Here is a 19033-nt window from a genome sequence, read left to right on the forward strand (position 1 = left end):
CAGATATCCCGCAAAGAACGCAAAAACTGCAACACAAAGAAGGCAACGCTTCGTCGTTGCCGCTCTACTAAACCTTCGCCCCCGCCATCAACTCCACAAACTCAGGGAAATAAGGCCGACTATCCCACGGCCCCGGTGCCGCCTCAGGGTGGTACTGGATCGACGACGCCATCTCCGACTTCACCCGAATCCCTTCCACCGTCTCATCGTTCAAGTTAAGTTGAGTGACCTCAGCCCCGGTGCCAGAGAGAGAGTCTGGATCAACCGCGTATCCGTGATTCTGTGAGGTGATCGTCACCTTCCCCGTGAGCAAATCCTTGACCGGGTGGTTCGACCCCCGATGTCCGAATTTCAGCTTGAACGTCTTGCCGCCGACCGCCTGGCAGAGCAGCTGGTTCCCAAGGCAAATCCCAAACATCGGCCTCTTCCCAAGGAGATTACGCACCGTCTCAACCACAGGACCAAGCCGCGCTGGGTCGCCTGGGCCAGGGGATAGCAAAATCCCATCCGGTCGCCACTCCAAAATCTCCTCAGCCGTACGCGTTGCTGGCAGCACGATCGGCTGGCATCCCGCGTTGTAAAACCGCCTCAGGATGTTATATTTTAGGCCGCAGTCGATCACCACAAGCCGCAATCGCGAGGGATCGTCCGGTATCTCTATCGACTCCTTCCCAACCGGCCCCCATTTGTAGGGCGCCTTGGTCGTGACGGAGTACACAAAATCCATCTCGTCGTAGTTCTTCGCTTGCTGGAGCTTCTTCAGGGCTTCATCGGGGGAGCCGTTCGTAATCATCCCCATCTCCACGCCACCGCTACGGATGTGCTGGGTGATCGCGCGCGTGTCTAAGCCCTGAATGGCGGTGATTTCCCGCTCTTTCAAAAACTGATCGAGGGTTTTGGTGCTGCGCCAGTTCGAAGGCGAGTCGCAGGCTTCCTTCACGATGAAGCCGGTGGGCTGCACGCGGTCAGACTCAAAGTCGTCTTCGTTGATGCCGTAGTTCCCGATCAGCGGATAGGTGAGCATCACCATTTGGCCCGCATAACTGGGGTCGGTAAGAATCTCTTGGTACCCGGTCATCCCAGTGTTGAACACGACCTCGCCGACGGTGTCGGCCTGCGCGCCAAGGGGGTTGCCTTCGTAGATGCTGCCGTCGCTAAGAACCAGGTAAGTCGCCAATTTCGATCCTTCTGGCCCGGGTGTCGAAAACCGCAACGGACCTTACGGAATATACCAGAGCGCCCCAGCATCGAGGCCTAACTTTAGGCCGAACGAACGCGCAAAAAATGCGCGCTGGCAAAATCAAAAAGCTTTCCAGGAACTACGATCCCGGAGCAAGCTGCAGACCCGTTTCAACCCACTGAATAGAATCAATCGCACTCGGCGCATCCATCAGCGGATCGTAACCGTTGCCGATCTTCGGAAACGCCATCACTTCGCGAATGTTGTCCTCGTTCAGCAGCAGCATAATCAAGCGGTCGATGCCGGGAGCCAGCCCGCCATGCGGGGGCGCACCGTATTGGAAAGCCTCAAGAATATGCCCAAACCGCTCCTGCTGTGTGGTCTCATCAATGCCGAGCAAGGTGAATATCCGTGCCTGAACGTCCGACCTGTGAATTCGGATCGAACCCGAACACCATTCATAGCCGTTGCAAACAACGTCATAACAGTCGGCCCGCATCCGCCCGGGGTCAGATTCCAAGAAGATGAGGTCCTCGTGCTTGGGGCTGGTGAACGGGTGGTGCACCGAATCCCATCGGTTGTGGTCAGGGTTCCACTCCACCAACGGAAAATCCAGCACCCAGATGAATTTGAGTTTTCGAGGATCATCGAGCTTGCAACGCTCGCCGATCTCATTCCGCAAGCGGCTCAGCACGTTATTGCCGGGCATATACTCATCGGCGATAAAGCAGAGCAGATCGCCCTCTTCGGCCTTGGCAGTCTCCGTGATCTTATCGAGCTCGTCCTGCGAAAAGAACTTGGCGATTGATCCTCGAACCGGCAGGCCACTCGTGGTGCGCAGCGCACCCTCGCCGTCCCCGATGATAAGCGAAGCCATGCCCTTCGCACCAAACTCCTTACAGAATGTTTCAAGCTCGCCAATCTCTTTTCGCGAGAGTCCCGCCCCACCGGGGTAGCGGACGCCACGAACCATTCCGCCATTCTCAACCGTGCTCTTAAACACGCCAAAGCCGGAGTCCTTCACCGCATCGGTGATGTCAAAAAGTCGGAGGTCAAAACGTAGGTCCGGCTTGTCCGTGCCATAGAACCGGATCGCTTCGTCGTAGCTCAACCGCTCAAACGATTCGACCAGGTCCTTTTCAAGCCCAAACTCCTTGATCAATTCGTTGCAGACCTTGATCGTCATCTCTTCGCAGATGTTCAGCACATCTTCCTGTGTGACAAACGACATCTCAAGGTCGAGCTGGGTGAATTCGGGCTGGCGGTCTGCGCGCTGAGCTTCGTCGCGGAAACATTTGGCGATCTGGTAATAGCGCTCCATGCCGCCCACCATCAAAAGCTGCTTGTACTGCTGCGGACTTTGCGGGAGCGCGTAAAACTGGCCAGGGTCGAGTCGGTAAGGCACAAGATAGTCACGAGCGCCCTCAGGCGTGGATTTGGTGAGGATCGGTGTCTCCACCTCAACAAAATCTCGCTCATCCAAAAATCGGCGTATCTTCCCAATCGCAGCGGCGCGCAGCGCCATCTTTCGGTACATCGCCGGGCGTCGAAGGTCGAGATAGCGATGCTTAATGCGCAGTTCCTCGTTAACGTTCTTCATCTGCTCCTCGTCGCTGATCGGGAAAGGCAGAAGCTTCGACACACTCAGGACCTGATAGCCCGACACAAGCACTTCGATCTCGCCGGTAGCCATCCGAGGGTTCTTGGTCTCTTCGCTTCGCATGCGAACTTCGCCCTGAACGCTCAGACAGAACTCCGTCTTAATCTCAGCGAGCTTCGGAAACTTCTGCGGATCAAGGAAGAGCTGAATCAAACCCGTACGGTCACGCAGGTCGATAAAGTACAGCCCGCCAAGGTCGCGGATGCGATGCACCCACCCGTTCAGTACCACTTGGGAACCGTCGTGCTCGGGTCGGAGAGTGCCGCAAGAATGAGTCCGTTGCAAAAAGCTCATGAAGGGATGAAGGATACCTTCGGTATCTAACCGGACCAGGGCCTAGTCCACGACAACTTATTGGGGGAATTGGCGTACCTATTATTGATTCCAAAACTTGGCCCAAATTCTCCCGTTGCGGTGCCGATGCTCGTCGCCTCGCGGGTACCCTTGAGAAAGCTCCCATGTCCACCATCGCCACGCCCCCCGTCAGACCTGATCGCACGATCCCCAACTACCGTCAGCAAGTCCGCAAGGCCCTGCCCGATGAGTATTTCAAACCCCAGCCTGCCCAGCTATGGTGGTTTGTCCCCCATACCGCGATTATCGGCACCAGCCTTTGGCTCCTAACGGCGCACTTTTCATGGTGGCTCGCCCCAATCCTTTCGTTAATCATTGGGCACTCTTTCGGCTGTCTCGGATTCCTGTCGCACGAGATCGGCCATGGCGCTGCCATCACCAACCTTCGCGTCCGCGACATCTTCAGCGGAATCGGATTCTCGCCGTTTTACATCAGTCCGCTGCTGTGGCGGCAATGGCACAACTCCGACCACCACAACAACACTCAAGTTGAAGGCATCGACCCCGACCACCTCTTCACGATTGAGGACTACAAGAACAACCCGATCCTGCGTGGGCTCTACAAGATGTCGCCACTGGCCCGAAACATCGTTATCTTTTCGTCCTTTACCTACCGGATGAATCAGCAGACTTTGCGAATGCTGATCCACTACCTCAAGGACCCAAAGACCGCAAAGCGAACCAAGTGGATCATGTTCACGCAAACGCTTGCTCAAGTGAGCTTCTGGGTAGCGCTGACGCTGTTCTTAGGAACACAAGTTTTCTGGTGGGGCTACTTCATCCCGCTCCTCGTCGCCAACTCGATTGCCATCAGCTATATCGCGACGAACCACTTTTTGAATCCGCTTGCCGATGAGAACGACGTCCTCGCCACGTCGCTGACGGTCACTCTTCCCAAGTGGTGCCGCTTCCTCGATCCTTGGCATCAGCACTTCGGAGCGCACGTCGCCCACCACCTCTTCCCCCAAGCGCCGACGAAGTACACGCGCAAAATTGAAGAGAAGATCGAAGAGCTTTGGCCCGATCGCTACCACTCGATGACGATCTTCCGAGCCTTGCAACTCCTGTGGAAGACGCCTTGGGTTTATGAGGACAAAACGACGCTGCTCGACCCCCACCGCGAGGAACGCCACAAAACCCTCGGCCACGGTCTCAAGAAATAAGCGTTCGACAGAATCTCAGTATTCAAAAGACAGAACGGTCCGGTTTATGCTTCGGCGCTCAAGACTGACCGACGAAGCACAGACCGGCAAATCGACCCAGCGAGTTCAGCGCAGAACTCGCTACAATAGCTTTGAGCCATGAACAAAGGAGCCATCGTTTCGATCATCCTGGGCACGCTTGCAATGGGTGGAATGGTATTCGCCTTCCTCAGCCAAGCAAGCCCCTACGTCACGATCGCTGAGGCCCGCAGCACTCAAGGTGACAGCCTCCACGTCCCCGGAGACATCGTGAAGGAGACCTTCCAACAGAACGTGAAGGATCAAACCGCGACCTTCGACATCATCGATGAAAAGGGAGATCGAGTCACCGTCATTTCGCAAGAGGTGCCAGCAAACATGGGCAGTGCCACCAAAGTAGTGGCGATTGGCAAGATGAGCGGCGAGGTGTTCCACGCAAGGAAGCTCCTCGTAAAGTGCCCGACAAAGTACAAGGGAGAAGCAAAGCCGGATTACAGTGCAGGCACACCCAGCGTTGCTCAGGCCGCATCGGTAACCCGATAGACCTTACAGGAAAGTCAAAATCCCTTGGAAGAACAGACGCTCGATTTAAGCCAGTTTTCTGAAGCCCCCCAATGGTCTGTCCTTCTTGGCAATGGATTCGGACGTTGGCTCATTCTCGCCGGATTTGCCCTGTTCCTCCTGAGCGCGGTGGCATGGATTCTATCCCCACGGAACCCGCGATATGAGAAGATCGGACGCATGGCATTTACGCACGGGAGCGCCACGATCTTCGGGGCTTTCGTAACGCTCGCCATCCTCTTCATCAACAACCGCTTTGAGTACTACTACGTTTGGTCGCACTCCGACACGCTGAACTCCCTGCAATACAAGATCGCCGCGATCTGGTCCGGACAGGAAGGCAGCTTCATGCTGTGGGCCGTCGCTGCTGCGATATTCGGACTGTTAACCGTCCGAGGGACCGGTCCTTATCGACGGTGGTTCACTGTAGTCTACGCGCTGTTCTTGGGTGGGCTCTGCGGCGTCATGTCGTACGAATCGGCGTTTCGTCTTGTCGATTCTATGCACGGCAAGACCTTGGTGCCTATCGAAGGCGCGGGGCTCTCACCCTCCCTGCTGAACTACTGGATCGTCATCCACCCCCCCACGATCTTCCTTGGTTTTGGCTCCTTGACGGTGCTCTTTGCCTACGCAGTCGCCGCGTTTATCGAGAAGAACCCTGTCGAATGGGTTCCAAGGGCTCGCCCTTGGGCGATCGTCTCCCTAACCTTCCTTGGAGTCGGACTCTGTATGGGTGGCTTTTGGGCGTATGAAACGCTCGGATGGGGCGGGTTCTGGGCGTGGGACCCGGTCGAGAACACAAGCTTCGTCCCTTGGGTGTTCTTAGCCATCCTCATACACGGATTCCTCATTCAGCAGGCTAAAAAGAGGTGGTACGTCTCCAACTTGGTTTTTGCCGGGCTCCCCTTCCTCATGTTTCTTTACGGCACGTTTCTGACGAGGTCGGGGATGCTTGGCAACACGAGCGTTCATAGCTTTGCGCAGATGGACAACAAGGCGCTCAAGCTTCTTGTCGGAATGTGCAGCATCTTTGTCATCGGGTTTATCGGACTTGCAATCTGGCGAGGCAGACATATCCGCAAGGAGTTTGCACCCCAAGCCACACCTGAAACGAGCGGTGTTGCCCGAGAAAAGATGTATCTGCTTGGCAGCTACGCTCTCACATTTTTTGCCATCTCAACCGCAGTTGGAATGAGTGTTCCATTCATTCAAGGCATCTTCCACCAACCCCAGAAGGTCGTTGAAGAAGGACTTTATCACAACATACTGGTCTGGCCCTTCATCCCCATCATGCTGCTCATGGCAGCGGCTCCCTTTGTGAGTTGGCGAGGGACAAGTTGGAAGGAGCTGCTGAACAAGCTCTATCTGATCCTTTGCGTGACCATCTTCACCGTCGGCATCCTAGGCATTGTCATTAAGACGTCATCGGTTAAGTTTGAAGCCGATTTGAGCCACAACATAGCGATGCCGTTCGGCAGGCATCTCCCGGCCTATGTCTGGACATTGATCCTTGCCGGGCTCTGTATCTTCGTGGTTGTTGCTCACCTTTGGAAAGCCATCGAGCTCTATCGAAAGAACCGCCCCAGTGTTGCCGGTTTCATGTCGCACGTTGGCCTGGGCATCACTCTGGCTGGCTTGGTGATCTCTCGGGGGCTTGAGACGGAGCAAGAACTCATCACACAAAAGGGTAAGCCATCGCCGGGGCTTGGATACGCCGTCAACTTCATCGGACCCACCAAGGATTATCGCGACCGCACGAACCGTGTCGAATTCCAAATGATCGGCGATGGAGGTTCGTTCACGGCACGCCCCTCACTGTACTACCGTGAGCAAAGAGACCCCGAAACCGGTCAAACCCAGCTTGAGCCATTCGCTTGGCCCTACATCCACAGGGGGCTGCTTAACGACGTCTATTTCACCCTCGGGGCAATGCAGCTGAATGCCACCGACTTAGTTTCGATCAAGCCAGACGAAACCATTGTCATGGATAGCTTCAAGGTCACTTACCTTGAGATGATACGCACGGGCAACCCTGGACAGGTCGGCACCGAGTTCGGAGCGAAACTGAAGTTCGTTTCCGACACCGGTGAGGAGTACGTCGTCACCCCGAAGATGAGGATCACAGACTCCGGTCCTACGTTCGATCCAGATTTCATCGGCACCGACTACTTCATAACAATCCAGCGACTGGACGCCGGCACCAAGGCAGCCTGGGTTCAACTGCACTTCATGGAGCCGCTATGGCCCATCAAGCTTTACTATAAGCCGTTTGTCGGGCTTGTCTGGTTGGGCACTGGTATCATGGCCCTCGCCGGGCTCTTTGCAGCCTGGAACCGAAAGTCCCGGCGCGCAACGCCAACCGAGGATCAGACGAAGGAAGAAACGGGGACTTCACCCCAACAATAAAGAAGATGCGTCTAAATCACCTGCTTAAGGCAAAGCTGCACCACGCTCGCGTGACCTACGCCAATCCCGAGTATGTCGGCAGCATCGAGATCGACCGCGATCTGATGGAGCGGATCGGCATCCAAGACGGCGAACACGTCTATATCTGGGCAGTCGATCACACATCGCGAATCGAGACTTACGCATTCGCCGGACCGAAGGGTGTGATCGGTCTGAACGGTGGCGCGGCTCACTTCTTCAAACCGGGTGATCGCCTCGTCATCGCTGCATTCACCTGGACGGACGAAGAAATCATTCCCAAGATGCTTTGGCTGGGTGAAAACAACGAAGTCCTCCGGGACATGACGCCGTTTAGCGTTGTAGGGTAGTAAGGGGTAAGGTGTAAGGGTCGTAAGGGGATTTATCACTACCCTCCCCATTCATCATTCATCGTTCATAACTCATCGTTCTCTTCAACGCCCAATGCCATGAATCTGCAATCTTTGCTCGAATCTTCCGGCGCGATTCTGCGCGGGCATTTCCTTCTCACCAGCGGACGTCATTCCGACGTCTACTTCGAGAAGTTTCGAGTTCTTGAGCGCCCCGACGTCCTCTCGGCTCTTTGCACCGAGATCGCCGAACATTTCCGCGATTCAGGAATCGAACTGGTTGCCGGACCCACAACCGGCGGGATTATCATCGCCTTCGAGGTCGCCCGCCAAATGGGCTTGCCGTCGATTTACGTGGAAACAGAGAATGGGGTCAAAACCCTCCGCCGCGGAGCCTCAATAGCACCAGGCGCGAAGACTCTGATCGTGGACGACGTGCTCACAACCGGCAGATCGGTTGTCGAAACAATCCAGGTCGTGAAAGACGCGGGTGGGGTTCCATCTGGAGTTGGCGTTCTTATTGACCGTGCGCAAAGCCCGCTCGATTTTGGTTGTCCCCAGTTCGCCGCCTACAAGGTGGAAGCCGTAAGCTATGCACCCGAAGAGGTGCCCGATTGGCTCGCTGCCGTGCCGATTCAAAAGCCTGGGACACGAGTCCAGTAAGCTCACACTGCATCCAATCAATGCTCCCCTACGTCTCGTATCCATAGAGGTAGATAGTTCATGGATAACGACAGCGGTTCCGTCTTTGCGATTATGAGCGTCGGCATGTGGTTCGGCTTGTTCATTCTGGTCTACGTAGTGCAAGCAGTAGCGCTAATGACCATCGCGAACAAGACAGGCACAGAAAACTCGTGGATGGCGTGGATTCCCATTCTGAACGTCCTGCTCATGCTGAGCATCGCTGGCCTCGACTGGTGGTACATCCTCATAATGCTCATCCCATGCGTGGGATGGCTGGTCGTCCTCTACGCTTGGTGGCTGATCTGTGAAGAACGCGGCAAACCCGGCTGGATATCGCTGCTGCAGCTTGTGCCATGTATCGGATTCTTTGTGCCACTTTACGTCGCATTTGTTGACTGATCCACTCCAAACCAAGGAAAAGACCGCTCACCCGAGCGGTCTTTTTTTATGCCTTCTCTAGGTCTCTGATCCACTGGAGGAACTTCTTGGGGTCGAACCACAAAGGCCCGTCAATCACCTGGTGCATATAGTGCTTCGGAATCGGTACTTGCTCTCCCCACTCCTGCCCCTTGGGGAAAATGAAGTAAACGTCGTAAGCAAGGGGAGCATCCCTCGGCAGTTTAATCTTGGCTCCGTAAGCCAGCGCGATGTTCTGCTTCGTATCCCAATACTGCTTCACGCGCTTGTCTTTGAAGTAGCCAAAACCCTCTTCCGCGAGGGTTGCATTGTCGGTGCCATACGACGGCGTCCAGATGACATATGCGCTGATATCATCATCCTTTAGCTGCGGGAATATTTGACTTTGCACCTCACGGGCGCCATCGAGGCAAGGTATTCAGCTGGGGGAGAAGATGAACATCAACCGAACCTTTTCACGGTCAGCGTTGAAGTCCGCTTTCAGCTTCGCGCCGTCGATCATCCCCTTAGGAATCTGGGCAACATCTTTTGCTCCGCCGGTCTGATTCTGGGCGGTAGCAAGGACGCTGAAAAGGGCAATCGCAGCGATCATGGGCTTACTTTAGGTTACCTTACGCTAGACGGAAGGACTTTGTTGCCGCCCAGCACGTATGCAAAAGAAAACGAGGGCCCGTTGCCGGGCCCAAGCGAGAACACACGGAAGTTTAAAGTCGGTTTCTAACTGGTGCCTTTGGCAAGTCGAGCAAAGCTTTCTTTGTCCACGGCTCGCATCAAACACTCTTCGTAAGTGCAGTAGCCGTTCTTAAAGAGATCAGCCAGTGAGCGGTCCATCGTCTGCATACCGTGCTGTGCATTCGTCTCAATGATCGAATACATCTGGTGTGTCTTACCCTCACGGATGAGATTCTTAATGGCAGGCGTTCCCTGCATGATCTCCAGCGCTGCCGACCGTCCACCGCCCAGCCTTGGGATCAACTGCTGAGAGATAACACCCTCAAGCGTGTTGCCAAGAAGAACACGAATCTGCTCCTGCTGGTCCGCCGAAAAGACGTCAACGATACGGTCAATCGTCGAAGGGGCATTTCGTGTGTGCAGCGTTCCAAAGACAAGGTGACCCGTCTCCGCAAGCGTCAACGCGGCTTCGATGGTCTCAAGGTCGCGAAGCTCACCAACGAGAATGATGTCGGGGTCCTCACGCAAAACCGCACGCAACGCGTTATGGAACGTGTAGGTATCGGCGTGAAGCTCTCTTTGGTTCACCATGCACTTCTTGTGAGAATGCAAGTACTCGATGGGGTCTTCGATGGTGAGAATGTGCGACGTCCGGGATTCGTTGATATCGTCGATCATCGAAGCGATGGTCGTGGATTTACCAGAACCCGTCGGACCCGTAACAAGAACAAGCCCAGAAACCCGCTTCGACATCTCGCGAAGAACCGGCGGTAAGCCAAGCTCCTCAAACGCCGGAATACGGGTAGGAATAGCGCGCAAAGCTGCCGCCATCGCCCCTTTCTGGAAGTAGACATTAAATCGGAAACGGCCAAGTCCCTTTACGCCATAACCAAAGTCCAGCTCGTGCGACTGCTCAACCTTCTGGATTTGTTCGTCGCTAAGCACTTCGTAAATCATTCGCTGGCTGTCTTCTGGGTCGATAATCTGATAAGGCAACGGCTGCAGCTCACCGTCGATTCTTGCCATCGGAGGAAGGCCCGTCGTGAAGTGGATATCACTGGCTTTGCGCTCGATAGCCGATCGCAAGATCTCGTCGATATGGACATCTTTGACGCTCTTCGCGTCGCTGGCAACCTCTGTTCCGGCCTTAACCTCGGCGTGCTCCATCCCAATATAGATGTCGCTCGTTTCCTTGAGCGGACGGGTATAGAGATCGTCGGGCAACGCCGCCGGCTTATAGTGTTTGTACTCCTCCTGAGGAGCTTCCGCAACGGGCTCCCCATCGGCGCCGTTGTTCACAACCAGTTCAAAATTCGCGGTCGGCTTGGATTTGCCTTCCATCTTATTAACGATGTCAGCAATGTCCTGTTCCGCATCAGCCATCGCATCGTTATCTGCGATAGAGAACTTAAGTCCGCCAGCCGGTGCGCTCTCCGAAGCATTAGTCGATTCTGGAGCGGTCCCGGCTTGGGCTCCATCTACCGCTTCAAGATTGGGAGTCTCCGACTCCTCATCCTTCTTAAGTACTTTGTTCCAATCAAATGCCTGTTCGCTCATTTTTCTGGCTCCTTTCTATCAATTAAATCTGTAAGCTCGCCGCGTGCGCAATCACTCGACTTCCCTCTTCGCTAATGCTCTCATAGCTTTCTGGACCGATGCCAAGCCGCTCAGCCGCCCACGATGGCATCCAGTGATCCGGGTCGTGCAAACCTTCAAGCGCGCGAAATGCTATCGCCGACGCAAGCGCGATGCAAGCGCCGTGCTTCGGAAAATCACTGTCCGCTGCGGTCGGCGTGTGGTAATCGATACCGGCAATCAACTCCTCAGGGAATCCCCATTTTTGAGCAGCTGCCTTTGCAATGTGAACGTGATCAACACCAAATAACTCCAACTCCGCCTCGATCTCAGTCATTCCGGCTTCGATCATCGGCTTTGTCAGTTCGTAATCCTCTTCGCCAAATCGATCCAGCAGAGTCTTGCCGATGTAATGCAGCAACCCACAGGTGTAAGCGTTGTCTGGGTTGATGCTTTTGGTCTCCTTGGCAAGCCATCGAGCACAAACCGCCGTGTCGATAGAGTGTCTCCACCAAGCGCGACGTCGGAGAGATTCCTTGTCGTTCTTGCCGACGAACATGTCGTAAATACCAACCGTCATCGCAATCTGCCGAACGGTTTTGAAGCCAAGAAACATGATGGCTTCCTTCACCGAGGTGACCTTTTTCGGCAGGCCGTAGTAAGCGGAGTTTGCGGCGGTCAACAGCTTGGTGCTGAATCCGGGGTCAACGACAATCGCACGCTCAATCTCCGAAGCCGCCGTATCGGTCGAAGCCGATAGCTCGACGACCTTGTAGACGACCTGCGGAAGGACGGCAAGTTCGTTCACCTTGTCGAGTATCGTCTGGGTGCTGTCGTTATCTTCGTTATACGAAATCGGGGCCGCTGACATCGTTTGTGATTCCTCGTTTGTACTCAAAAAATTATCGGAAGGTTGTGGTAAATACACTACGCTTTAAGCGTAAATCACCCTCAAAACCTCATCAACGCTCGTGATTCCCATGAGAATCTTTTGCACAGAATCGTCCTGCAGCATCTTCATGCCGTTCTTCATGGCAAGCTGCCGCAAAACGTGAGCCGGCGACTTTTCAAGGATCTTGTCCTTGATGTCATCGGTCATAACCATCAACTCGTGAACTCCGGTTCGGCCCTTATAGCCAGTGCCTTTGCAGTGCTCGCACCCCGTTCCTCGGAAGAGCGTAATCTCGCCGCCCGTCTCGGCTCCAAGGTCATCCGGGACTGGGAAGCCGAATCGTACAAGGCTCTCGCGAGTGCCTGTGTAAGCCTCTTTACAGTGCGCACAGTTCTGCCGAACAAGCCGCTGGGCCAGAACGCCGATGATGGATGAGGAGATCAAGAACGGCTCAACCTCCATGTCAATCAGTCGAGTCGGGGCCGATGAAGCGTCGTTCGTGTGCAGCGTGCTCAAAACCAAGTGTCCGGTAAGCGCCGCTTCCATCGCGATGGTCGCCGTTTCGGTATCGCGCATTTCACCGACCATGATGATGTCGGGGTCTTGACGAAGCATCGCTTTCAGACCAGCGGCGAAAGTCATTCCCGCTCGGTTGTTCACGCTGCACTGGTTGATTCCCGACAGTTCGTATTCGACCGGGTCTTCGATGGTGATGATGTTTGAAGAACCGTCGTTGACCTTGTTCAGAATCGAGTAAAGCGTGGTCGATTTACCCGAACCCGTGGGTCCTGTGACGAGGATAATCCCATAGGTCTTGGAGCACATATCCTCGATGATTCGAAGGTTGTTAGGAAGGAAACCGAGCTTGTTCAGGCCGACCGTAATTCCGCCCTTATCAAGCACACGCATAACGATCTTTTCGCCATAGACAACAGGAAGGGTCGACACACGCAGGTCGTAATCCTTGCTGTTCATGTTGATGCTGATGCGGTTATCCTGCGGGACTCGCTTCTCTGCGATGTCCATGTTCGCCATGATCTTAAAGCGCGAGGTCAACGGTGCAAGGACTTTGCGCGGAACGCGCATTCCATCAATCATCACGCCGTCGATTCGGTACCGGACGCGCACACCGTCCTTCATCGGCTCGATGTGGATGTCACTGGCTTTGTCCTGAATAGCCTGGCTGACAATGAGATTTGCAAGACGAATGACGGGGGCGTCTTCGCCCATCTCGCGCAATTCGGCTTCGCTGAGGTCCTCGTCGCCAGACTCAGTGACCTCAATATCTCCGTCAAAATCTCGCATCACGCCAGCGAGAGCATCATTGACATTGACATCGATCTTATAAAGGTTGGATAGGGCGTTGTTGAGATCATCCTCGCCAGCGATAACCGGCTCGATCTCCATCCTCGTGATCAGCCGAAGCTCGTCGATCACGAAGACATCGAGCGGGTTCGCCATGGCGACGACCAAGGTCGTGTCCTTGATCTCGATGGGGACCGATTTAAATCGCTTGGCGCTCTGGGGAGAGATGAGCTGGATGACCTCGTGAGGTGGCTGACGCTCACCAATCTCGACGTAAGGGATGCCCCAGACCTTTCCAAGAAGCCGAACACGGTCGCGCTCCTGAATGAAACCCATGTTGACGAGGACGCGTGCAATAGGTTCCATCCCGCCGAGCTCTTTCTGCTTCTCTGATGCAAGATGAAGCTGCTCTTCGGAGATTAATCCCTCATTTACAAATACGTCGCCACTCAGCATGAACCCTCAACCACCATTGCCTAACGCGTGTCAGGCCGCCAATCAAGACATTCCATCACCCCATACAATGCGGGCTGGTAACAATGGCAGGGCTGGGGCAATGCCGTCATAAATACCTGCCGGTACATCTTCCTGATGAAATGATCGGCAACTTTGAGGCGGCTCCTTGGGCACTATTCTTGCCAAGTTAGCGTTGAGACTGACTGGTAAGCCCTGCGACGGGCAGGCCAAAATCGGCTAAAATCAATCTAACAGCTTTCCTTGGAGAACCCATTGACCCGTAGAGCAATCCTATCCACAATCGCGAGCACATTGGCTATCGGAACGACGATCGGCCTCATGGCCCAATCTGGGCAAGCCCCTTCGCCTGAGGTCGGGGCAAAGAAGGGGATGCTCTCGACCCTTGATCCAAGCGAAATCGATACGATGTATCTGCAAACGAAACTTGGAAGCTTCCGTCTGATCAACGGAGCAGGCAGGGTCGAAATCAAGTTCACGGGCACCGTTCTCATCAGCCAGCTAAACGGTGTGCGCACCGTATCAGGGAACGTTCAGAAAGAGTTTCCAAGAAACGCCGAAGAAGCAAAGTCAGGCCGCGAACTCTGGTTTGGTACCGGCACGATTGTTGTGGACGGAGGCTTCCGCGCCATCCAATGGTTTGGACGAGACATGTCTACGACATGGCAAGGCCATGGCCTCGCAAGGCTTTACGGCGAATTCGACAACGATCTCAATACGGGAAGCTACCACTTCGCTACGGAACCGACGGTCCAATACTGGAGCCCGTATGGCACCAGCGTCAACTTGCCACCGCCCCACGCGGCTGGATCACAAAAGCCGACGATCACCAAAAGCGGCGGCTAAGCAAGGTGTCATAGTTTGCTCCGTAACACCTTTCTGCACATCCCCGGAGTCGGACGAACAACCGAACGGGCGTTGTGGGAGAAAGGGTTCTCATCTTGGGACATCCTCCTCGAACGCCTTCAAGAGGCTCCTCTCGGCACCGCAGATGTAGAGGACACGCGCACGACACTTGAGGCCTCCACTCTCGCGCTTAACGAGATGCGCCATCAGTTTTTTGCTCCCGTCCTGGGTATCGGTGAAGCTTGGAGGGCTTGGCCCGAGTTTCGTAAAAGTTGCGTCTACCTCGATATCGAAACTGATGGCGGGCAGAGCGGCGAGTCCATCACGATGGTGGGGCTCTACGACGGCGAATCGTTCCGGGCGCTTACCAAGGGCGAAGACCTTGCCGAATTCCCCGATATCATCTCGCACTACTCCATGATCGTTACCTTCTTCGGGTCTGGTTTCGACATCCCAATGCTTCAGAAGAAGTTCCGCAACGTCCCGTTCGATCACATCCACCTCGACCTGTGTCCGACCCTTAAGAAGCTCGGATATCGTGGCGGGTTGAAGAACATTGAGAAGCAGCTAGGCATCGCCCGAGTTGAGGACGCGCAGGGCCTTACCGGACTCGACGCCGTCCGGCTCTGGCGAGAATACATCCGAGGCAACGAGTCCTCTTTAGAGACGCTGATCGCCTACAACCGGGAAGACGTCGTCAATCTGGAGCGTCTCGCCGAGTTCACCTATCGCAAGCTGAAGGCAAACACTTTCGACAACGTCGCCGCCACCCTGCCGTTGTTGTAGTCTGCAAACGGCGGACGGATAATCTGCACACGGCGATCCATGATCGGTTTGATCGGAGAGTTGGCCTTGATATAAGCCATAAAGACGTCAATGTCCATCTCCCCAGTGTCCACGCGTGAGCCTTTGGCGTCCTTAAAAACCGTCAAGCCGTCGCCCCCTTGCGCCGTGAACGCGTTCAATCCAATACGGTACTTCCGATTTTGATCTAGGGCTTGCCCTGCGATCATGACATTGGAGATACGTTGTCCAGGCGCCTTTGTCGAGTCAATCGTATAGCTTGACCCCCGAGAGGGAAAGAGCACTCCCCCCGACTTTTCGGGAAGCCCCGCCGCACACTGCTCGAGCGCAGCGAGGAGTTCTGTACCCGTCAACTCTAAGGTCACCATCGAATTGCCGAAGGGCTGCACACCCACCGCCGCGCCATAGGTAATCGGCCCCGATTCAAGCCCAGCTCGAACACCGCCAGCGTTCGCAAAGGTCACGACAACGCCAAGCTTCTCAAGCCGTGCCAGCATCGCGTCAGCCACCAGTCGCCCCATCGGATGATCGCCCGAAGCCTCGTTATCGCTTCGTCCAATAACGCTTGAAGCCTCGCCGATCACCTCGTTCATCTTCGCCGCCAGCGGCTTCTGAAAGGCAGCAACGATGCTCCTCATCGTGGGGTCTTCGGGAACAGATTCATCCACCACAATCGGACGATCCGCCATATAGGTCTCAATCTTTCCCGACCGATCAAAGCGTACGCGCAGTCGCCCAAGCACCTTGCCCCAATCCCAACCCTGCACGACAAGCACCTTCTGACCTTCGGCTCCCTTGACCTCCATCGGATAAGCCGCCACCGGCTCGGGAAAGCCATCGAGCTTTGGAGTGCCAAGAGGTGTATGCGAATGTCCACCGACCACCACATCGACTCCCTTGATCTGCGCCGCAAGCCGAAGATCAGCTTCATATCCCACATGCGTCAGTAGGATGATCTTGTTGATCCCAGCTTGGGTAAGACCATCGACCGCTCGCTGAACCGAAGTATTCAGATCAAGCATGCGAACATCCTCTCCCGGGCTTGAAATCTCGTGCAAATCTGCCGTTACCGCGCCTACGATCCCAACCTTCGCTCCCCCAACATCAATCACGGTCGATGGTCGGATGAGACCATCCAGCGCGCGGCTGTTCGATACGTCGATGTTCGCCGCCAAGAGCGGAAAGCTTGCTTGCTTTGCAAACGTCGCGAGTGGCGCAGGGCCCTTGTCGAATTCGTGATTCCCAACCACCATCGCCTGAAACCCTACATAATTCATAAACGCAAGGTCGGCGAGTCCTTCATAAACGTTGAAGTACATCGTCCCCTGGAAGGTATCGCCCGCGTTCAGCAAAATCGGATTCGGGTCCGACTTCTTGTATCTCTGAATGAGCGTCGCAAGCCTGGCATAGCCGCCATAACTCTTCCCTGCAATCTTAGTCCCCTCCACCCGCGCGTGCATGTCATTGGTGTGCAAGATGGTGATAGTGATCGGCTGTTGGGCCACCGCAACGGAGCAGACCCCCAAGGCGAGGCAAGGAGCGAGCATCCGAAAGAGCAGAGTACGGGCCATTTCAAAGATATACCTTGTGCCAATCGTCCCAGTGGTGTTGGGTCTTTGCAGCTTCACAGGGTCTTAACGACTGGTCACCTCTCTGTGGGTCTGTGATAATCAAAAAAGCCATGGATCCGCTGATACAAGAAATCAAGGACCTTTCGATCATCGTCGCCGGGGCCGTCGCGCTCATCACGCTGATCCGTGGTGTTCGTGAATACGCCCACCAGGGTCGTGAACGCCGAGCTGTCCAGTTCGTAAACATGCGCCGACGCTTTCTTGAAACCGTCGAATACCAACAAATCCTCGAACTGCTCCGCACCGATGACCCAAGGCTCACCCAAATCCCTCACCAGCAACGCCGAAACTTTATCGGTTTCCTCGAAGAGATCGCGCTGATGATGAACTCCCAACTGATCCGGCCCGAGATCGCCCACTACATGTTTGGATACTACGTTCGGATGGCAAACCACTCAGAGTATTTGTGGCACGAGCTCGAACGACCCAGCATCTACTGGGAAGTCTTCCGAACCTTCGCCGGAAGTATGGAAGCCGAATCGCAGAAGTTTCCGAGCGTCAAAGTTCCGCTGCGGCTCTAGTCTGCAGAGACTGCTCCAAGCCCAAAGGTTGATTTCCCTAGCGGATTCGCGGTAACACTAGGGAGCGCTCGGGGCGCATCCAGTCCGCGGAAAGGACAGAAGTCCACCCAACACTTCACACGACAATCAGGAACTTACTTTCAGCCTGCCATTGCGGACGCCAGGCACAACGCGAGAGGAAGTTCACTATGCCAACAAAACAACTCCCAAACAGTCCGAGCCTGGATCATCTCAAGCACCAGGCCAGAGACCTCCTCGCCGCCCACGCGGCCCAAACTCCTGACGCTCTCCAACGCATCCGTGAGTTTCATCCCCATCACGCCAAGTCGGATGACGCCAGGATTGCTGCGTCAAGGTTCACTCTATCCGACGCTCAACTGGCGATAGCCCGTGAATACGGATTTCAAAGTTGGGCGAAACTCAAAGCCCAAGTGGAAAAAGGAAAGCCCCCAGGCTACGAAGTCCCCCACCACGAGCGGATCGAAGACCCAATCTTCCGCAAGGCGGTAGACCTTCTGGACGCAGGTGATGCCAAGGGCCTTACCCAGCACCTGCTTCAATATCCCGACCTCGTCCGTCAGCACGTGACATTCGAAGGGGGCAACTACTTCGACAACCCAAGCCTGCTTCAGTTCATCGCCGAGAATCCTATCCGGCACGGGAAGCTCCCGCCGAACATTGTAGACATCGCCAAGATCATCCTCGACGCCGGAGCTAGAGACGACGTTGAAGACCTTAGCTACACGCTCTCGTTGGCGTGTTCGGGAATGGTCGTGCGAGAGATGAATGTGCAAGGCCCACTCATCAACCTTCTTTGTAAATACGGAGCCGCCCCCGACGGCGCGTTGCTGCCCGCGCTTGCGCACGGAGAGTTTGAAGCCGCCAAGGCGCTGATTGAGTCGGGCGCAACCGTAACGCTCTATGTTGCCGCAGCGCTCGGGCAGGAGGACTCTGCCCGCAAGCTCCTTCCCCAAGCCAGCGAGAGCGACAGAAACCTCGCGTTGCCTCTTGCTGCGATGTTCGGACACACCGAGATCGTCAAGCTGCTCCTCAAAGCGGGCATCGACCCAAACCGATACAATCCTGTCGGCCTTCATTCACACAGCACACCGCTCCATCAGGCGGCTTATGCCGGGCACCTGGAGGTCGTGCGTGTCTTCGTCGAGCACGGAGCAAAGCTCGACATCAAGGACATCCATCACAATGGCACACCGCTAGACTGGGCGGCTTATTGCAATCAACCGGAGGTCGCCGACTACTTACGCAGCGTCCCTTAAGGTGGCTAACCACCCGCAAGCTTGCTGGGAAGCCGCTTTGAGGCACGTTATCCCCAAACCCGGTAACACTAACAGCCCGGTGGGTTGCCAGGTGAGGAAAGACCACATTGAACATTGTGGGCAGCTAAGAAGAGATTGAGACGCTGCAAAATTAAGTGACATACCAGCGAGGGGCGTCGCGACGGGTTTCTTGAGACTCGCGCGGCGCTTTCCGCATTTTTGGAT

General features: G+C 55.2%; 18 protein-coding genes. 10 read left to right on the forward strand and 8 right to left on the reverse strand.

Going from position 1 to position 19033, the window contains the following annotated elements; genetic code table 11:
* Positions 1-67: 67 nt before the first annotated feature.
* Together carA and aspS are read right to left on the reverse strand one after the other, a co-directional pair.
* Positions 68-1177, reverse strand: a complete 1110-nt coding sequence (carA, locus tag KF784_14220) for a glutamine-hydrolyzing carbamoyl-phosphate synthase small subunit (protein ID MBX3120217.1) — start codon at positions 1175-1177, stop codon at positions 68-70.
* Positions 1178-1319: 142 nt separating this feature from the next.
* A complete protein-coding gene (gene aspS / locus KF784_14225; GenBank protein ID MBX3120218.1) occupies positions 1320-3134 on the reverse strand; it encodes an aspartate--tRNA ligase in 1815 nt (604 codons plus the stop codon).
* Positions 3135-3298: 164 nt separating this feature from the next.
* Between aspS and KF784_14230 the strand changes: the two genes are divergently transcribed.
* The 6 genes from KF784_14230 to KF784_14255 all read left to right on the forward strand — a co-directional run bounded on the left by KF784_14230 (position 3299) and on the right by KF784_14255 (position 8793).
* Entirely contained in the window at positions 3299-4357 is a 1059-nt protein-coding gene (locus KF784_14230) for a fatty acid desaturase (protein ID MBX3120219.1), read from the forward strand.
* Positions 4358-4495: 138 nt separating this feature from the next.
* Positions 4496-4918: a cytochrome c maturation protein CcmE gene (locus KF784_14235; GenBank protein ID MBX3120220.1), complete on the forward strand. Its 423-nt coding sequence runs from the start codon at positions 4496-4498 to the stop codon at positions 4916-4918.
* Positions 4919-4942: 24 nt separating this feature from the next.
* Positions 4943-7342 carry a cytochrome c biogenesis protein CcsA gene (gene ccsA / locus KF784_14240; protein MBX3120221.1) on the forward strand — a complete coding sequence of 800 codons (2400 nt, stop codon included), beginning with the start codon at positions 4943-4945 and terminating at the stop codon, positions 7340-7342.
* A gap of 5 nt (positions 7343-7347) precedes the next feature.
* Positions 7348-7710, forward strand: coding sequence for an aspartate 1-decarboxylase (locus KF784_14245; GenBank protein ID MBX3120222.1), 363 nt, complete (start codon positions 7348-7350; stop codon positions 7708-7710).
* A gap of 99 nt (positions 7711-7809) precedes the next feature.
* Positions 7810-8373: an orotate phosphoribosyltransferase gene (gene pyrE / locus KF784_14250; protein ID MBX3120223.1), complete on the forward strand. Its 564-nt coding sequence runs from the start codon at positions 7810-7812 to the stop codon at positions 8371-8373.
* A 60-nt stretch (positions 8374-8433) separates the two neighbouring features.
* On the forward strand, positions 8434-8793 hold the full coding sequence (locus tag KF784_14255) for a hypothetical protein (GenBank protein ID MBX3120224.1): 360 nt from the start codon (positions 8434-8436) through the stop codon (positions 8791-8793).
* 46 nt (positions 8794-8839) lie between these two features.
* Here the strand turns inward: KF784_14255 and KF784_14260 are convergent, their stop codons facing one another.
* The 5 genes from KF784_14260 to KF784_14280 all read right to left on the reverse strand — a co-directional run bounded on the left by KF784_14260 (position 8840) and on the right by KF784_14280 (position 13711).
* Positions 8840-9202, reverse strand: a complete 363-nt coding sequence (locus KF784_14260) for a hypothetical protein (GenBank protein MBX3120225.1) — start codon at positions 9200-9202, stop codon at positions 8840-8842.
* Positions 9203-9229: 27 nt separating this feature from the next.
* Positions 9230-9403, reverse strand: a complete 174-nt coding sequence (locus tag KF784_14265) for a hypothetical protein (GenBank protein ID MBX3120226.1) — start codon at positions 9401-9403, stop codon at positions 9230-9232.
* Positions 9404-9528: 125 nt separating this feature from the next.
* Positions 9529-11040, reverse strand: a complete 1512-nt coding sequence (locus tag KF784_14270) for a type IV pilus twitching motility protein PilT (GenBank protein ID MBX3120227.1) — start codon at positions 11038-11040, stop codon at positions 9529-9531.
* A 22-nt stretch (positions 11041-11062) separates the two neighbouring features.
* Positions 11063-11929 (reverse strand): HDOD domain-containing protein, encoded by an 867-nt coding sequence (locus tag KF784_14275; protein ID MBX3120228.1) that lies wholly within the window; start codon positions 11927-11929, stop codon positions 11063-11065.
* A 63-nt stretch (positions 11930-11992) separates the two neighbouring features.
* Entirely contained in the window at positions 11993-13711 is a 1719-nt protein-coding gene (locus KF784_14280; protein MBX3120229.1) for a type II/IV secretion system protein, read from the reverse strand.
* Between the two features lie 273 nt (positions 13712-13984).
* On the opposite strand from KF784_14280, the gene KF784_14285 reads away from it, so the two are divergent.
* Both KF784_14285 and KF784_14290 read left to right on the forward strand, forming a co-directional pair.
* Positions 13985-14575, forward strand: a complete 591-nt coding sequence (locus tag KF784_14285; protein MBX3120230.1) for a hypothetical protein — start codon at positions 13985-13987, stop codon at positions 14573-14575.
* A gap of 15 nt (positions 14576-14590) precedes the next feature.
* The gene (locus KF784_14290) at positions 14591-15361 is read left to right on the forward strand and encodes a ribonuclease H-like domain-containing protein (protein ID MBX3120231.1); all 771 of its coding nucleotides are present in this window, start codon (positions 14591-14593) and stop codon (positions 15359-15361) included.
* Here KF784_14290 and KF784_14295 read toward each other — a convergent pair.
* On the reverse strand, positions 15301-16950 hold the full coding sequence (locus tag KF784_14295; protein ID MBX3120232.1) for a 5'-nucleotidase C-terminal domain-containing protein: 1650 nt from the start codon (positions 16948-16950) through the stop codon (positions 15301-15303). The two genes, KF784_14290 and KF784_14295, sit on opposite strands and share 61 nt — an antisense overlap.
* Positions 16951-17060: 110 nt before the next feature.
* On the opposite strand from KF784_14295, the gene KF784_14300 reads away from it, so the two are divergent.
* Complete coding sequence (locus tag KF784_14300; GenBank protein MBX3120233.1) at positions 17061-17531, forward strand: hypothetical protein; 471 nt, start codon at positions 17061-17063, stop codon at positions 17529-17531.
* A gap of 188 nt (positions 17532-17719) precedes the next feature.
* Complete coding sequence (locus KF784_14305) at positions 17720-18808, forward strand: ankyrin repeat domain-containing protein (protein MBX3120234.1); 1089 nt, start codon at positions 17720-17722, stop codon at positions 18806-18808.
* Positions 18809-19033: the final 225 nt, after the last annotated feature.

It is taken from the genome of Fimbriimonadaceae bacterium, from assembly GCA_019638775.1.
Lineage (GTDB): Bacteria > Armatimonadota > Fimbriimonadia > Fimbriimonadales > Fimbriimonadaceae > JAHBTD01.

Bases quoted from the DNA above. Each gene is read 5' to 3' on its own strand.
- aspS (MBX3120218.1), bottom strand. From the start codon at position 3,134: ATGAGCTTTTTGCAACGGACTCATTCTTGCGGCACTCTCCGACCCGAG.
- KF784_14230 (MBX3120219.1), top strand. From the start codon at position 3,299: ATGTCCACCATCGCCACGCCCCCCGTCAGACCTGATCGCACGATCCCC.
- KF784_14235 (MBX3120220.1), top strand. From the start codon at position 4,496: ATGAACAAAGGAGCCATCGTTTCGATCATCCTGGGCACGCTTGCAATG.
- KF784_14245 (MBX3120222.1), top strand. From the start codon at position 7,348: ATGCGTCTAAATCACCTGCTTAAGGCAAAGCTGCACCACGCTCGCGTG.
- pyrE (MBX3120223.1), top strand. From the start codon at position 7,810: ATGAATCTGCAATCTTTGCTCGAATCTTCCGGCGCGATTCTGCGCGGG.
- KF784_14255 (MBX3120224.1), top strand. From the start codon at position 8,434: ATGGATAACGACAGCGGTTCCGTCTTTGCGATTATGAGCGTCGGCATG.
- KF784_14265 (MBX3120226.1), bottom strand. From the start codon at position 9,403: ATGATCGCTGCGATTGCCCTTTTCAGCGTCCTTGCTACCGCCCAGAAT.
- KF784_14270 (MBX3120227.1), bottom strand. From the start codon at position 11,040: ATGAGCGAACAGGCATTTGATTGGAACAAAGTACTTAAGAAGGATGAG.
- KF784_14275 (MBX3120228.1), bottom strand. From the start codon at position 11,929: ATGTCAGCGGCCCCGATTTCGTATAACGAAGATAACGACAGCACCCAG.
- KF784_14280 (MBX3120229.1), bottom strand. From the start codon at position 13,711: ATGCTGAGTGGCGACGTATTTGTAAATGAGGGATTAATCTCCGAAGAG.
- KF784_14295 (MBX3120232.1), bottom strand. From the start codon at position 16,950: ATGGCCCGTACTCTGCTCTTTCGGATGCTCGCTCCTTGCCTCGCCTTG.
- KF784_14300 (MBX3120233.1), top strand. From the start codon at position 17,061: ATGGATCCGCTGATACAAGAAATCAAGGACCTTTCGATCATCGTCGCC.
- KF784_14305 (MBX3120234.1), top strand. From the start codon at position 17,720: ATGCCAACAAAACAACTCCCAAACAGTCCGAGCCTGGATCATCTCAAG.